Annotated in this window: 16 protein-coding genes; 14 read left to right on the top strand and 2 right to left on the bottom strand. The window is 50.7% G+C overall.

The annotated features are described in order from the left end of the window. Nucleotides 1-23: 23 nt before the first annotated feature. A complete protein-coding gene (locus ACIDE9_RS10060) occupies nucleotides 24-1,034 on the bottom strand; it encodes a helix-turn-helix domain-containing protein (RefSeq protein ID WP_411994544.1) in 1,011 nt (336 codons plus the stop codon). A 503-nt stretch (nucleotides 1,035-1,537) separates the two neighbouring features. Between ACIDE9_RS10060 and ACIDE9_RS10055 the strand changes: the two genes are divergently transcribed. From ACIDE9_RS10055 to ACIDE9_RS09995, 13 genes are all read left to right on the top strand, one after another. Then, a complete protein-coding gene (locus ACIDE9_RS10055; RefSeq protein WP_411994542.1) occupies nucleotides 1,538-2,380 on the top strand; it encodes a TorF family putative porin in 843 nt (280 codons plus the stop codon). 251 nt (nucleotides 2,381-2,631) lie between these two features. Next, complete coding sequence (locus tag ACIDE9_RS10050) at nucleotides 2,632-3,489, top strand: methylamine utilization protein MauF (RefSeq protein ID WP_411994540.1); 858 nt, start codon at nucleotides 2,632-2,634, stop codon at nucleotides 3,487-3,489. Between the two features lie 61 nt (nucleotides 3,490-3,550). Next, a complete protein-coding gene (gene mauB / locus ACIDE9_RS10045; RefSeq protein ID WP_411994538.1) occupies nucleotides 3,551-4,768 on the top strand; it encodes a methylamine dehydrogenase (amicyanin) large subunit in 1,218 nt (405 codons plus the stop codon). Nucleotides 4,769-4,775: 7 nt separating this feature from the next. Beyond that, on the top strand, nucleotides 4,776-5,348 hold the full coding sequence (locus ACIDE9_RS10040) for a MauE/DoxX family redox-associated membrane protein (RefSeq protein ID WP_411994536.1): 573 nt from the start codon (nucleotides 4,776-4,778) through the stop codon (nucleotides 5,346-5,348). Further along, nucleotides 5,341-5,976, top strand: coding sequence for a methylamine dehydrogenase accessory protein MauD (mauD, locus tag ACIDE9_RS10035; protein WP_411994534.1), 636 nt, complete (start codon nucleotides 5,341-5,343; stop codon nucleotides 5,974-5,976). The genes ACIDE9_RS10040 and mauD overlap by 8 nt, the downstream gene beginning before the upstream one ends. A gap of 39 nt (nucleotides 5,977-6,015) precedes the next feature. Further along, the gene (gene mauA, locus ACIDE9_RS10030) at nucleotides 6,016-6,579 is read left to right on the top strand and encodes a methylamine dehydrogenase (amicyanin) small subunit (protein ID WP_019883212.1); all 564 of its coding nucleotides are present in this window, start codon (nucleotides 6,016-6,018) and stop codon (nucleotides 6,577-6,579) included. A gap of 46 nt (nucleotides 6,580-6,625) precedes the next feature. After that, nucleotides 6,626-7,630, top strand: a complete 1,005-nt coding sequence (gene mauG, locus ACIDE9_RS10025) for a tryptophan tryptophylquinone biosynthesis enzyme MauG (RefSeq protein WP_411994531.1) — start codon at nucleotides 6,626-6,628, stop codon at nucleotides 7,628-7,630. 33 nt (nucleotides 7,631-7,663) lie between these two features. Beyond that, on the top strand, nucleotides 7,664-8,182 hold the full coding sequence (locus tag ACIDE9_RS10020) for a methylamine utilization protein (RefSeq protein ID WP_411994529.1): 519 nt from the start codon (nucleotides 7,664-7,666) through the stop codon (nucleotides 8,180-8,182). Then, complete coding sequence (gene napG, locus ACIDE9_RS10015) at nucleotides 8,145-8,825, top strand: ferredoxin-type protein NapG (RefSeq protein ID WP_411994527.1); 681 nt, start codon at nucleotides 8,145-8,147, stop codon at nucleotides 8,823-8,825. Before ACIDE9_RS10020 ends, napG begins: the two co-directional genes overlap by 38 nt. Nucleotides 8,826-8,829: 4 nt before the next feature. Continuing rightward, nucleotides 8,830-9,678 carry a quinol dehydrogenase ferredoxin subunit NapH gene (gene napH / locus ACIDE9_RS10010; RefSeq protein WP_411994525.1) on the top strand — a complete coding sequence of 283 codons (849 nt, stop codon included), beginning with the start codon at nucleotides 8,830-8,832 and terminating at the stop codon, nucleotides 9,676-9,678. Nucleotides 9,679-9,695: 17 nt separating this feature from the next. Then, nucleotides 9,696-10,130, top strand: coding sequence for a c-type cytochrome (locus ACIDE9_RS10005; protein ID WP_411994523.1), 435 nt, complete (start codon nucleotides 9,696-9,698; stop codon nucleotides 10,128-10,130). A gap of 175 nt (nucleotides 10,131-10,305) precedes the next feature. Then, the gene (locus tag ACIDE9_RS10000; protein WP_411994521.1) at nucleotides 10,306-12,204 is read left to right on the top strand and encodes a PAS domain S-box protein; all 1,899 of its coding nucleotides are present in this window, start codon (nucleotides 10,306-10,308) and stop codon (nucleotides 12,202-12,204) included. 346 nt (nucleotides 12,205-12,550) lie between these two features. Then, a complete protein-coding gene (locus ACIDE9_RS09995) occupies nucleotides 12,551-13,009 on the top strand; it encodes a DUF6232 family protein (RefSeq protein WP_411994519.1) in 459 nt (152 codons plus the stop codon). Between the two features lie 11 nt (nucleotides 13,010-13,020). On the opposite strand, the gene ACIDE9_RS09990 is transcribed toward ACIDE9_RS09995, so the two are convergent. Then, nucleotides 13,021-13,410, bottom strand: a complete 390-nt coding sequence (locus ACIDE9_RS09990; RefSeq protein WP_411994517.1) for a hypothetical protein — start codon at nucleotides 13,408-13,410, stop codon at nucleotides 13,021-13,023. A gap of 162 nt (nucleotides 13,411-13,572) precedes the next feature. On the opposite strand from ACIDE9_RS09990, the gene ACIDE9_RS09985 reads away from it, so the two are divergent. Beyond that, a complete protein-coding gene (locus ACIDE9_RS09985) occupies nucleotides 13,573-13,950 on the top strand; it encodes a DUF6232 family protein (RefSeq protein ID WP_194754678.1) in 378 nt (125 codons plus the stop codon). Nucleotides 13,951-13,953 lie beyond the last annotated feature (3 nt).

Raw genomic sequence — 13,953 nt, 5'->3', positions numbered from 1 at the left:
GATGGACAGTGTAAAAAAGAGGCCTACTTCAGGCCTCTTGCTCTTTGCAGGGTGTCTATCGGGCATTCCCCAAACAGTTCACGGTAATAGCGCGAGAACAGGCTCATATGCCAGAAGCCCCACTTGCTGGCGACGTGGGCGATGCTGGAAACATCTTTTGAAGCATTGAGCAATTCGATGCGGATGCGTTGCAGGCGCACATTGCGCATATAGGTGACGGGGGTGATTCCCAGCACCCGGATAAACGCATGGTTCAGGGTTCTACGGCTGACTTTTAAAGCCTTGCACAGCTCTTCAATGGTGAGCGGAAAGCTCGGGTTGGTTAAGGTTGAGCTCCTGACGCGATTCACAATATAACGCGGAATGCGGTGATCAAAGTGCGGATGCGTATTTTCACTGGCGTGGAACAGTGCATGCAAACAGGCCGACATCAGGTCTTCTTCAAAGCTTTCCCATTTTTGCCGGTTATCCAGCTGTTGCTCCTGCTCGGCGCCAAATTGCAAACCATATTGCAGTGCGCTAAGTAATAGCCTGGCGACATTCGCTGGCAGTAACTCTACCGGTTTGATCGCCCCCATCACCTGGCTGAAGTTCATCCAGTCTATCTTCTCTGCATAGGCTTCGAGTCGTTTGGCCGGGATGACCGCCACGGTAATTTCTGAAATGGTCGATGTCCTGAAATACAGCTCCGCATTTTTATCCAGGGTAATCAGCGAGTTGACCCGCACGGGTAGCAATCCCCAACTGGCTTCGCCTTCGACCACTGTAGTGAGCCCGATGACATAAGAGTCTTGCGGCGCACTGGCAATCTGGTCCACGGCCCGGTTCATGGTTTCAGTGAAGATTTGGATGCCGTTGCAGCTCACACTATTCACGGCCCCTGAAAAAACACCTTTACTCAACTGCGTATAGTCCTGTGACCAAAACGGCAAAGCATCTGCCTGTTCCAGCACATCGCCGGTGTTGCGTTTCACCAAGTGAAAGTCAGGGCTGACCAGCTGGTCCAGCCCCAGTATTGTTTCTCTAAACCCCATTTTAATCGCTCCTGATATTCACCGCTTTAGAGAGTGCGGTGGGGATATCCATGAAAGTCCATTTATATAAATATTCGGACTAAATTCATTGTTTTTTATTATTTTTATTGCTTTTTAGGCCTTAAACACCCTGTTTTATTATTTTTTATGACAGAAAAACTGCCTGTAAGTGCCACTTTAGAGCGGAAATGTCCAGATGGATAGCAATAAACGGCAAAACACGCAGGCTTTTTCTGCATTTTTCCGCAGCTTTGCCAATTCTTGCTACATCGCTTCCTGCATCGTCGCTATTGTCACATCGCTTCAAATTGAAACGAATCAACTAGCCGCTAGTGCCAGGCAGGGGGTAACCATGGGTGACCGCGGTGTTTGCATCATGACAAACAATGTTGCAAAACACCAGTCATGACATGTGGTTGTATGTCTGAATTTCCCTGCCTTTCTTTCTAGCCCGGTTGATGCATCAACACTAAAAAATTAAAGAGCGATGAGAGAGGAAATCTATGCACGAGGAAAGAAAGCGCCTGTTTGGCGCGTGGTTTTTATTTGCCCTGCTGGCCAGCCCGGCGCACGCAGAAGAGGGGATTAGCCTGGATAAAGGGAGGCCGGCTGAGCCAGTTGCATCCCCGCATCATCTCAATGGCAATGTGGGCATTTATAGCGATTATTTGTTCAGAGGCATTTCGTATGGCCGTGGCCGTGGCGCGTTTCAGGCGGCCGTGGATTATTCTCATGATAGTGGCTGGTTCCTGGGGCTGGGTTATACCAATGTGAATAAAGATGCGATTTATGGCAACACCTACGAGATCGATCTGTATGGCGGCTTTAAAAAAACGTTTGCTAACGATGCCACAGTGACAGCAGGTTTTATTGAGTATTACTACCCGCAAAACCGGCACTATGTTGGCCAGCATCCGCATGTGGCAGAAGCCAATATCGCGGTGGATTACCATCAGTTCAATCTTAAATACTCACATTCACTGACAGACTGGTTTGGAGTGAACACGGTGTCCATGGGGCACGCCATGATAGGCAATCACGAGATGGGCGAGGGCGGCTCCAAAGGCAGTCACTATGTCGAGGCCAGTTACACCACGCCATTAGCCAATACCGGCATCAACTGTGTGTTCCATGTTGGCCACCAGGTGGTTAAAAACTATTACATCGGCAATTACACCGATTACTCGGTTGGCCTCAATAAGGACTTCAGTATCGGTAGTTTGAAAGGCTGGAACGCAGGGGTCAGTTATGTGGCGATTGATGCCAACGATGATTGGTACACAGCTGCAGATGGCTATAAAACGGCCCAGAACAAGTTCTTTGGCTATATCCGCCTGAATATGTAGTCGCGGATTTTTCGCCTGCCAGCTGGCTCGCCGGGCCAGCTGTTCCCGGTTTATAGCCCCTTCCAGATATCTCCAACATGTCCTTCACAAAGAAGGGGCTTTATTTCAATAGTAAAAACTGGCATGACTTGGCCTTCATAAATCGTTCATAAAGGGGATATGCCGATTTTTGCTAAAGCCCGTGAATCAAGGCCGCTATATTCATGCTTCATTTAAAACAAAGCTTAGGCCAGCAGGCCAAAGGAGGAAATATGAGTATGAACATGGGGGCCACTGCCATCAGCCGTTCGTCCCAACCTTACGCAGCCGAGACCTGTGTCCCCGATGCGTATCATTTTTCAAAATCACAATCGACCGGCACCCGCTTCATCATGATGCTCACCGCGATTGCCGCCGGTGTGTTTGCCGGTCGCGTCATGCATAGCGCGATGTCGGTGGAGATGGCACTCACTGGCTTGTTTGTGTTGCTGGCTTTTGTCGGCGGCTTGCTGTCTACCTGGTCTCCTTGCGGTTATTCAAGTTTAAGTTTATTGAGACCGGCAGGCCGCTACTCATTCGGCTCGGTTGCCCGTTGGGCGCCTACCTTTTTCACGCATGCCGTGGGCTATGCCATCGGTGCTGCGGTACTCGGTGGCGCGCTGGGTGGTATCAGCTGGCTGCTGTTTGCCGAAGTGCCATTGCAGTACTCGGTGATCGGCCTGGCAGCGCTGGCGATTGGTTACGGTTTGCACCAGTTCGGCTTTTTGAAAATGCCTTATCCGCAACGCCGTGCGCAAGTACCACATGATGCACGCTTCCGCTTCCGTTCCTCTGTGATTGGCCTGCTGTATGGTTTCTCGCTGGGCATGAACTACCTGACTTATGTGCAAACGCCGATGCTGTACATCGTCACTGGCGTGGCTTTGCTGAGTGGGGGTGTCAAGGCGGGCATTGCCGTGATTGCCGTATTCAATATCGGTCGCTGCTTGCCAGTGGCGGTTAACTTCTTACCTGTTAAGGATCAGTCGGTTCAAGCCTGGTTGGCCCGTTGGCAGGAAAGTGCAGTTGAAGTTGATGGTTTCCTGTTATTGGCGATCGCTTCAGCAGCTTTAATGCTGGTGATGCTGTAAGCCGGTAGCAACACCAGACGCAATAGCAAGTTCTATCCATTTAAAAATATTAGGAGGATTTATGACAACATTCGATCATCCATCGATGATTCGTCAAGCTAAGCCGACAGGCTTGGCGGGGGGGCTGGTTTTGGCAGCACTCATGCTATCCAGCAGCCTGGCCATGGCGGATGCAACGCCAAACCAGCTCGGTTCAGAGATCACTGCCAAGTTGCAGGATGAAACATCTATCGCAGTGGCACCACCTAGCGATTCCAAACGTGTTTACGTGATGGATCCAGGTAACTTCCATATGACATCTACTGTTTATTCAATAGATGGCAAATCCAGCAAGCTGCTCGGCATGACCGATGCCGGTAAATTGCCTAACGTCATGGTGGCGTCAGATGGCAAGTTTTTAGCCATCGCCAATACCATGTACTCTCGCGTGGCCCGTGGCAAGCGTGATGATTATCTGGAGTTAATTGATACCAGAACGCATGAGCCGATTGCCGATATCGATATTCCAGAAGGCCGCTTCCTGACCGGTGTGTTCGAGCGTACGGCGGGCTTGAGTGTGGATGACAAGCACTTGCTGTTCCAGCAGTTCTCACCTTCACCTGGTGTAGGTTTGGTTGATCTGGAGAAAAAAGCCTTCGTGAAAATCATGAACGTGCCTGATTGTTACCATATTTTTCCAACCGCAAACCAGAACTTCTTCATGCACTGTCGTGATGGTTCTTTGATGCAGTTCACCTATGACAACAAGGGCAATACCAAGCAGAAGCCAACCAAGGTATTCCATACTGAAAAAGAGTATCTGCTGAATAACCCTTACTATTCAAACTCAAATAATCACCTGGCCTGGCCGACGTACGAAGGCAAGATTTTTCAGGCGAAATTATCTGAGAGCGGTGCCGAGTTCCTCAAACCAATTGAAGTGTTCACCGACAAGGAAAAAGCGGACAAATGGCGTCCAGGTGGCTGGCAAACCCTGACTTACCACAAAGCACGTAATGAGCTGTATTTGCTGGCAGACCAACGCGAAAAATGGACGCACAAATTGCCTAGCCGCTATGTGTTTGTGGTTGACGCGACCTCCGGCAAACGCCTGCGTCGTATCGAGTTGAAGCATGAAATCAACTCTATCGCTGTGAGCCAGGATGAGAAGCCGTACTTGTACGCGGTGTCTGAAGAAGCGAAAACACTGTTCACTTTTGATGCTGTGAGCGGCAAGGCCTTATCCAGTATCGATGAACTGGGCCGTGCTCCTTCCATGATTTACATTGCGGATAAGTGAGATCGATATGGACTCGATGGTGAATGATCCTACCGTTGCGATATTTGCGTCACTGTTTGTGGCGCTGATTCTCGCAGCAGCAGCAATTCCCAAGCTTCGCAGTCAGGATGAGTTCCTGGGCGTAGTGGCGAACTACAAACTTTTGCCTAACTTTCTGGTTGCACCTTTTGCCAAGTTATTGCCATGGGTAGAACTGGGATGTGCAATCGCCTTGCTGGTGCCTTCACTACGCACCACGGCCGCCTGTGTGGCTGCCGGGCTGTTCATGGTGTTCTCTTTCGCCATTGCGGTGAATGTCGGCCGTGGCCGCACCCACATTGATTGTGGTTGTGTGCGCCGCCCGACCAGCATGAGCCGTATCGGCATGTTTCACGTGCTGAGAGCCCTGGCCCTGGCTGGAATGAGCTTGTATGTCGCTGCAGTGCCGTTGGAGATATCTGGCATTAGCATCGAATCAGCCCTGACTGCATTGGCTTCGGCCGTCATGCTGTCACTGATTTACATGGCGGCAGACCTGATGGTTGGCTTTCCAGCGACCAAACATAAATTAGAAATCTATAAAGGAAATTCAAATGACTAGTGGAATCTTGATTGCATCAAATGTGCTGTTGTGGGGAGCATTTTTGGCATTGGCAGCATTAATGCTGGGCGTGATCCGTCAAATTGGCTTGTTACATGAACGTTCAGCACCGCTGGGCGCCATGATGATAGACCACGGCCCGGATGTCGGCGAACGTTCACCGATTTTCAACGTGAACACCTTCGACGGCGAGCCTGTCCTGGTTGGCCGCTCCATTAATCCAGGCCGTCCTAGCCTGCTGATGTTTACCGGCCCATCCTGCCCGATCTGCCAGAAACTGTTGCCTATCATTCGCTCAGTGGCAGCGATTGAAGAGACTGACGTGATCCTGATCAGTGACGGTACCCAGGCTGAGCATCGCCAGTTCCTCAAGGATCACCCGTTGGATGGTGAGTTGTATGTGGTTTCTGCCGAGATTGGCATGCGCTACCAGGTATCAAAAGTACCTTACGGCGTGTTGCTGGATCAGGACGGCAAAATCCTGGCTAAAGGCCTGTGCAATACCCGTGAGCATGTAGAAAGCCTGTTTGAGACTATCCGTCATGGCCACTCAACCTTGCAGAACTACCTCAAGGATGAAAACACTGCACCTAAATTTAAACAAGTGACCGCGAACAAAGTGCATTAAGCGCTGGTTCACGTCTTGATTACGGAGAGAGTAAACGAAATGAAAAAAGAAACTGGGTTTGACTCAAAAATTGAGAAGCTGGCACGGACCACCGCCAGCAAAACCGGCCGCCGTGGCTTTATCGGCCGCCTGGGTGGCTTCCTGGTCGGTTCTGCCTTGTTACCATTGTTGCCGGTAGACCGCCGCTCACGCCTGGGTGGTGAAGTGCAGGCAGCTACCACCGGTAACCTGACCAGAAGCGGCTTCAAGCCGCAGGACAAAGACCCCAAGGCTTGTGATTACTGGCGTCATTGTACGATCGACGGCAATCTGTGTGACTGCTGCGGCGGTACTTTGACGTCTTGCCCACCAGGCAGCAGCCTGTCACCAAGCTCATGGGTGGCCAGTTGTTACAACCCGGGTGATCAGCAGACTTACCTGATTGCCTACCGTGACTGCTGTGGTAAGCAAACTTGCGGCCGTTGTAACTGCGTGAATACACAAGGTGAATTGCCGGTGTACCGCCCTGAGTTCAACAACGATATCGTCTGGTGCTTCGGTGCTGACAATGATGCCATGACGTATCACTGCACCATTTCACCGATTGTGGGTAAAGCAAGCTAACGCTTGTTGTCAAAGAAAAATCAGTATGTGGTTTAGAAGCTTAATCTTGTTTAGAAATTGGGTTCTAATCGTAAGCACGCTGATGGTGGCGAATACTGCCTGGTCCGCAAATCTTCCTCCGAGGGAAAAGTTCAAGCGGCCAGACAGTATTCCGGCACCCCTGTCTAACCCCCTGACCCTGGAAAAAGCCACACTGGGAAAAACCCTGTTTTTCGACCAGCGCCTTTCCAGGTCAGGCGGGATGGCTTGTGCTACGTGTCACTCCCCAGACCAGCGCTGGAGTGATGGCCGCACGTTGCCATTGCAGGCAGAAGGCGTCAGCAATGCCCGTCGCACGCCGACAGTATTAAACAGTGCATGGTTGAGTGCACTCATGTGGGATGGCCGCGCCAGCACCCTTGAAGCACAGGCCGTCTTGCCAATCACCACCGCACACGAAATGAATTTTGACCTCGCCAGCCTGGTGAGTCGTTTACAGCAAATTCAGGGCTATCGCCCCTTGTTTACCCAGGCCTTTGGCGATGACAGTATTAGCCAGCAGCGGATCACGCAGGCCCTGGCCAGTTTCCAGCGTACGCTGGTGTCCAATATTGCCCCGTTTGACCGCTGGGTAGCAGGCGACGAAGAGGCCATCAGCGAATCCGCCAAACGTGGCTTTGCTGTGTTTAACGATAAAAATAAAGCCAATTGTGTGGCTTGCCATAGTTCATGGCGGTTTACCGACGATAGCTTTCATGACATTGGCCTGCCGAGCAAAGATCTAGGCCGGGGCGCCAAAGTACCTGCACAAGTGACCTTGATGCAGCATGCGTTTAAAACCCCCTCTTTGCGCGACCTGTCGATTGAAGGGCCTTATATGCATGATGGCTCCATCCGTGGCCTGAAAACCGTGATCAAGCATTACAAAAGTGAGGCCATCCAGCGCGAGAGCCTTTCCAAGGATATGCAAAAGTTTGAACTGTCAGACTTGGAAGAAAGTGACCTGATCGCTTTTATCCAAAGTCTGGACGGTGGTGCCCTGAAGGTGCAGGCACCAGTGATGCCTGAATAGCAATCGTTGAATGGTCGTGAGGGTGGTGGGTAGATGAAAACGTTTTTGCCTGGATTAATGAGCGCATCGCGCAAACTGTCCGCCTGGATAGGCCTGTATGCCTTGCTGGTGTTGCTGGCACTGTATCTCGCCAGCTGTAGCGCGGCGAGTCACGCGCCGTTGAAACAGACTGCTAGTGATCCTGCGCATAGTCATCGCATGACGCTGTCTGACCATGAGTTTGCGCCTGTGGATTTTGAGCCGCAACCGGGCGACACCATCACCATCCGCAACCGTTCGGATATTTCGCACAGCATTTATGTGACTTACCCGGACGGCACCATGGTGAATCTGGGGGTGCAAACCCCGGGCACCACTGTCCATTGGCAAGTGCCCGCCGATGCCAAAGGCGAGTTTGTAATGCAATGCTGGATACATCCGATTATTCGTGCCAATTTGCTGGTAAATACTGTGAACGTGTCGTCTTCTGTTTCTAAGTATGATTTACCCAGGCTCACCCGTCAGGAGGTCCTAGATGGCCGACAAAACATCTGTAGCAGCAGAAATCGCTGAGCCTGAGCGGCGTAAGGTTTTTCGCAAGATTTTTCGCCAGTTAGGCGCGGCGACCGTCATTACCATGTTTGGTAAAGCGGTGCTCGATTCACGTCCGGCACGTGCGGCCAGCGTACTTAGGCCGCCAGGTGCCTTGCCTGAGCCGGAGTTTAATGCCGCCTGTATCCGCTGTGGCTTGTGCGTAGAAGCCTGTCCCTATGATATTTTGCACCTGGCCAGTTGGAGTGATCCGGCGCCCACCGGCACACCTTATTTTGTTGGCCGCACGGACCCTTGCCGCATGTGTCCGGATATCCCGTGCGCACGTGCCTGCCCGACAGGGGCATTGAGCCCATTGCTGACCGATATTAAAAAAGCCGATATGGGCGTGGCGGTATTGGTTGGGCATGAGACCTGCCTTAATTACAAAGGCCTCACTTGCAGTATTTGTGTGCGCGTATGCCCGATTATTGGGGAAGCTATCTCGCTCAAGCCGATTAAAAATGAACGCGGCGTATTGCAGATTCCCACCGTTGATAGCAGCAAATGCACCGGTTGCGGAACCTGTGAAAAACACTGTGTGCTCTCGGAAGCGGCTATCCGCGTGCTGCCACGTGAGCTGGGCTTAGGTGTTGAAGGCGCACAATCGGTAGGTCGTTGGTAAGCCTATGCGCCGCCTGCACGCCATGCTCTATCGCAATCGCTGGCTGTTCAGCCGGCGTATCGTGCAGTTGCTGATTATTGCAGCCTTTGCCGTTGAGTTACCTGCGGGCGGTTATTTTGCGCAAGGTAATTTGTCTTCCAGTGTCTGGTTCGGCATTGGCCTCACTGACCCTTATATCTGGCTACAATCGTTGTTTGCCGGGGCGCCGTTGGGCAGAGCTGCCCTGATTGGTGTGGTCATTGTGGCCGTGTTTTACCTGTTGTTGGGTGGCCGTATTTATTGCAGTTGGGTGTGCCCGATTAACCTGGTGACTGACCTTTCTTATTGGCTGCGGCAAAAGCTCAATATCAAAAGCAATTACACCTTGTCGAAGAACCTGCGGGTGGCGATTTTGGTGTTATCGCTACTGCTGTCGCTGCTTTCCGGCACCCTGGCCTGGGAGACGATTAACCCGATTACCTTGTTTCAGCGCGAACTGATGTGGGGTTCCGTCGCCGGTGCCACCGTGTTGGCCAGTATTTTCCTGTTCGATATTTTTGTCACGCGCCGTGGCTGGTGCAGCCATATTTGTCCGGTAGGTGCGTTTTACTCCGTGCTGGGCCGGGTAGGCCGTTTACGCGTCAAAGCCACACAGGCAGGCGCCTGCCACGGCTGTGCCGAGTGCATCAAAGTCTGCCCTGAGCCGCATGTGCTGGCGCCAGTGGTTTCTAAAAAAGCAGCGTATGTCACGCATGGCGATTGTACCCGCTGCGGGGCTTGCCTGGACCAGTGTTCCACCGGCGCACTCGCCATGAACCTGAGTTTTAAAAAAACAAGTGCCTTTAAAGGGATCCCCGTCGTCAGCAGTGACTAACAGCTTGTTTCAGGCGCATGGCAATGCTGGTAGGTGATGCCGATTTTTGCCATCAGACACCGGCATTGACCATTAGAATTCTCTTACCCAATACACTGGATTTCATGATGAACACTCAATCAAAATATGCATGGGTAGCCATGCCTGGCCTTACCAGCTTACTGTTTATTGCTGCGCTGGGTTTAACCTCACAAGCCGCCTGGGCTGATGGCACAGCACTGGCCGACAAAGGCGGTTGCCTGGCTTGTCATAACGTTGATAGCCGTAAAGTTGGCCCGGCATTTAAAGACGTGGCTGCCAAATATAAAGGCCAGGATGTACAGGCCACATTAATCGAAAAAATTAAAACTGGCGGCCGTGGTAACTGGGGTGTGTTGCCTATGCCACCTAACGCGGGCAAGTTGAGCGATGACGAATTCAAAGAAGTGGTGCAGTGGATTACTTCTTTATAAGAAAATGGTTGATCTCCATTCTGACGGGGCTTTTGCCCCGTTTTTTTATGCCTGTGGCGGACGCGAGTCTGTTTTTCAGTCAATAAACTATGACTTTTAGCTAAGAAGCGTTAATTTTTTCGTTTCTGTGACGTTATTTCAGGTATTGAATACCGAACAAGATGTGAATGCAAAAATGTTGAATGATGAACAGCGGCGATTGGAAAAACTCTACGCGTTAGGGTTGCTCGACTCTGAGCCTGAAGATTTTTTCGATACCATTACCCGGGTTGCCTCAACGATTCTTGAGACGCCGATCTCTTTGATTTCATTGGTGGATGAACATCGGCAATGGTTTAAATCCAGGCATGGGGTTGAGGTGTCAGAAACCGCGCGCGACATTTCTTTTTGCACGCATGCCGTTGAAAGTGGTGAGCAGCTGATTGTAGAGAATGCGCTGACTGATGAACGCTTTGCCAATAATCCGCTGGTATTGAATGCGCCCAATATCCGTTTTTATGCGGGTATCCCGATCAAAAGCCTGGAAGGTTATGCACTAGGCACGCTCTGTGTCATTGATGAAAAGCCCAAAAAACTCACTGAAAGAGAGTTGGCGGCACTGAATGACCTGGCGCATCTTGCCACAAGGGAGCTGCAGTTCCGTGAGCGTATGCTGGAAGCCAAGCAATCGATTCAAAGCTCCGAAAGCAAGTTTAAAACCCTGTTTGAAAATGCGGCCATCGGCATTGCCATGGTCAAGCCAAACGGCAGCTGGCTAGAAGTGAACGAGGAGTTGTGCCGCATTGTTGGTTATTCCAGGGCGGATTTATTGACTCTGACGTTTCAGGACATTACTTTGCCTGAGGATTTAAACACTGATTTAAACCTGCTGGATCAATTAGTCGCTGGCAAGTTAGACTGTTATCAGCTCGAAAAAAGATATATTAAACAAGATGGCACCGTGGTTTGGGTGGAGCTGACCGTGACCAAGCAGCTCACCGCTACTGGTGAGTTGGATTACTTTGTGGCGATTGTCAGAGATATTCAAAGCGCCAAAGAGACAGAAATCGCGCTGACATTGCTGCGTAAAACGCTGGAGGATAAAGTGAGCCAGCGTACCGAAGAGCTCAAGCAGGCAAACAAGGCCATGCTGGCAGCCTATCAGGAAAAAACGGCCTCGGAGCAGTTGTTGCAAAACGCAGAGCTAGAGCTGCGCACCATTTTGGATAATGCCAACGATGCTTATGTATGCATGGATGCTGACGGGATTGTCAAAGCCTGGAATAAGCAGGCTGAGCATATTTTCGGTTGGGGCGATGAAGAGGCGATCGGCCGCAAGCTGGATAAACTGATTATCCCGAATGAGTTGCAGCAGGCGCATCGTGCAGGCATGCGGCGGTTCGCGCTGGAAAAGAAATCAGACATGATGGGCAAGCGCATCGAACTGGAGGCGATCAGGAAGGATGGCGTACGTATCCCGATTGAGCTGCAAGTGAACGTGCTGGAGATCAATGAGCAAGTCCTGTTCACCTCGTTTTTGCGCGATATTACCGATAGAAAACAACTCGAAAGCTTGCTCAAAAATGAGGCTCGCAATGACCCATTAACCGGCCTGCCCAACCGGCGCAAGTTGGAAGAAATTCTGCCTATTGCCGTGCAGCGCGCTAAAGCTAATCAAACCACGCTGTCTATTTTATTTGTTGACCTGGATGGCTTTAAATCAGTCAATGATACCTATGGCCACAACGTCGGCGACATGCTGTTGCGCGAAGTTGCCAACAGGATAGACAAGTCTACGCGTCAATCTGACACGGTGGCCCGCTATGCTGGTGATGAATTCATCATTGTGCTGGAGGGGGTGGGCCAGGTCGCCGACGCGAGCAGGATTGCAGAAAAAGTGCTGCGTGCGATTTCTGAGCCGTTCCACTTTAACCAGATCACCTTAAATATTACCGTCAGTATCGGTATCGCCTATTACACCAGTGAGCATTCTCAAGAGACGCAACCGACCGAATTGATCCGGCAAGCGGACAAAGCCATGTACACAGCCAAGAAAAACGGCAAAAATGGCGTGTTTATGGTTGAAACGGTGTAGGTCATTATTGAGGCAGGTTCGACTTGCCACTGCCAGTGATCTTAACGTATGAAAATAATATACATGGCGTCCTGCATGGGCGTATAGTTAATCCAAACCCTCTCGGAAACCCCCTTTACCTTCTCCTCTTTGTGGTTGTTTGAGGTCTTCTCACTTAAGTCATTGTTTTTAGTTGTCGTTTTAAGCCTCTTTCTCGTGCTTCCCTGGTAGCGCTTTTACTTCAGTGGCATGTGTTTGTAGTCGTATAGATTCACAACGTAACACGCAGTGTGCGTGGGTGTCTTCGTGATTGCTGTTCTTTTATCCCTGACTCGCCCCCGTCTAGATAGCTCTAAAGGAGCACGCCATGGATAGAAAAGTATTTTTCAGTGATGGTGGTGTCATCATCAGCGACAGCCGCTTTATCGCCAGCGGCTATATATACAACATACGTGACATTATTTCAGTGCAGCTGGGTGTGGTTGAGCCGCCGCGAAGTCTCGCGGTTTTCATTCTCTCTATCGGATTATTATTTCTGCTGACCGAAGGCGCGCTATTTGTCGTGGGCGGTTGTTTAATTGCGCTTGGTGCGATGACTTGGCTATTTGTCAAAACGAACTATGTTGTGGTGATAAAGACTGCCACGGGCGAGCATAAGGTATTGAAAGATAACAATAGCCGCTATATTGAGCAGGTCATTCGGGCGCTGGATGCTGCGTTGATTAATCGAGGCGTGTCTGCGGTGAGTGGCGCTGTGCCTGTGCGAGGGACATCTCACGTCACGCATACGGATTTTCCGCCGATGTCACCGCCACTTATTGAGTGAGGCGGTACTTGCTACTCGTCTTCACTGAAGGCGCCGTGAAAATCGATCAGTTCGATCACGCCTTTGGCGCGCATATGGCCAATAAAGCCGCTGCCTTCTTTTGTTAGCTGGCTTTCTTGCGATTGCCTACCTTCCCGAATGTCGCCATTGGCCCTTAACGGACGGCGGAAAACGGCTTGATGAAACCTGAGTGACGCCTCGCCTATGCCTTTGCGTTTACACTTTTCCAGGTCCAGCACGGTGATCAGGTAGCTCTCGGCACCTTGTATGCCCTTGCTAAACTGAAAATCAATCACACCAACCTGCTCGCGATTGAGTAAGACAACCATTTCCTCGCCTGTTTCGTTGAGATTGAGGGTGTAAGTCTGGCCATCTTTTGCCAGAAACGTTTTTTGATGCATATCGGTATCCTTTATGTCTGTGCCAGCACAGGGTTTGCACCTTATTCAAGGTCAGTATAGCGGTTACTCGTCACCAAAAATCCTTACTTAATTGTTATTAATGGTTAATTATTGACATTTTAGTGTTAAAATTTTATTCATCGATAACAATGGAGATGCGCTATGGAAGAAGCAATCTATTTCAGCCATCAAGGCGTAAGCGTCAGTAACAGTCGCTTTATTGTTAACGGTAAAACCATCGCCATTAAAAGCGTGACCACCATAGAGCGCAGAATCCTCAAGCCCCAACTCGGCTTCGCCCGCGTCTGTCTATTCGGTGGCCTGGCGCTGTTGTTTGGTAGCGGCAGCCTGCCGCTCGTTGGTATCTTCTCCATTATTTATGGAGGTGTGCTATGGTTCCTGGCCACTCCCAGATATTCAATCGTTATCCACACGCCAGCAGGTGAGCACCAGGCACTAGTCAGTGAAAGCAGTCTGGATGCAGAAAACGTGCTCACAGCTTTGAATGTGGCGATTGCTTTAAGAGGCGATGCCAGCTAGGCA

The organism is Methylophilus sp. 'Pure River' (assembly GCF_046765995.1).
Classification (GTDB): Bacteria; Pseudomonadota; Gammaproteobacteria; order Burkholderiales; family Methylophilaceae; genus Methylophilus.
Note: the sequence above shows the minus strand (reverse complement) of the source record. Positions and strands in the feature narration are given on the sequence as shown.

Coding starts and splice junctions, on each gene's coding strand:
- ACIDE9_RS10060 (WP_411994544.1), bottom strand. CDS start 1,034: ATGGGGTTTAGAGAAACAATACTGGGGCTGGACCAGCTGGTCAGCCCT.
- ACIDE9_RS10055 (WP_411994542.1), top strand. CDS start 1,538: ATGCACGAGGAAAGAAAGCGCCTGTTTGGCGCGTGGTTTTTATTTGCC.
- ACIDE9_RS10050 (WP_411994540.1), top strand. CDS start 2,632: ATGAGTATGAACATGGGGGCCACTGCCATCAGCCGTTCGTCCCAACCT.
- mauB (WP_411994538.1), top strand. CDS start 3,551: ATGACAACATTCGATCATCCATCGATGATTCGTCAAGCTAAGCCGACA.
- ACIDE9_RS10040 (WP_411994536.1), top strand. CDS start 4,776: ATGGACTCGATGGTGAATGATCCTACCGTTGCGATATTTGCGTCACTG.
- mauD (WP_411994534.1), top strand. CDS start 5,341: ATGACTAGTGGAATCTTGATTGCATCAAATGTGCTGTTGTGGGGAGCA.
- mauA (WP_019883212.1), top strand. CDS start 6,016: ATGAAAAAAGAAACTGGGTTTGACTCAAAAATTGAGAAGCTGGCACGG.
- ACIDE9_RS10020 (WP_411994529.1), top strand. CDS start 7,664: ATGAAAACGTTTTTGCCTGGATTAATGAGCGCATCGCGCAAACTGTCC.
- napG (WP_411994527.1), top strand. CDS start 8,145: ATGGCCGACAAAACATCTGTAGCAGCAGAAATCGCTGAGCCTGAGCGG.
- napH (WP_411994525.1), top strand. CDS start 8,830: ATGCGCCGCCTGCACGCCATGCTCTATCGCAATCGCTGGCTGTTCAGC.
- ACIDE9_RS10005 (WP_411994523.1), top strand. CDS start 9,696: ATGGCAATGCTGGTAGGTGATGCCGATTTTTGCCATCAGACACCGGCA.
- ACIDE9_RS10000 (WP_411994521.1), top strand. CDS start 10,306: ATGTTGAATGATGAACAGCGGCGATTGGAAAAACTCTACGCGTTAGGG.
- ACIDE9_RS09995 (WP_411994519.1), top strand. CDS start 12,551: ATGGATAGAAAAGTATTTTTCAGTGATGGTGGTGTCATCATCAGCGAC.
- ACIDE9_RS09990 (WP_411994517.1), bottom strand. CDS start 13,410: ATGCATCAAAAAACGTTTCTGGCAAAAGATGGCCAGACTTACACCCTC.
- ACIDE9_RS09985 (WP_194754678.1), top strand. CDS start 13,573: ATGGAAGAAGCAATCTATTTCAGCCATCAAGGCGTAAGCGTCAGTAAC.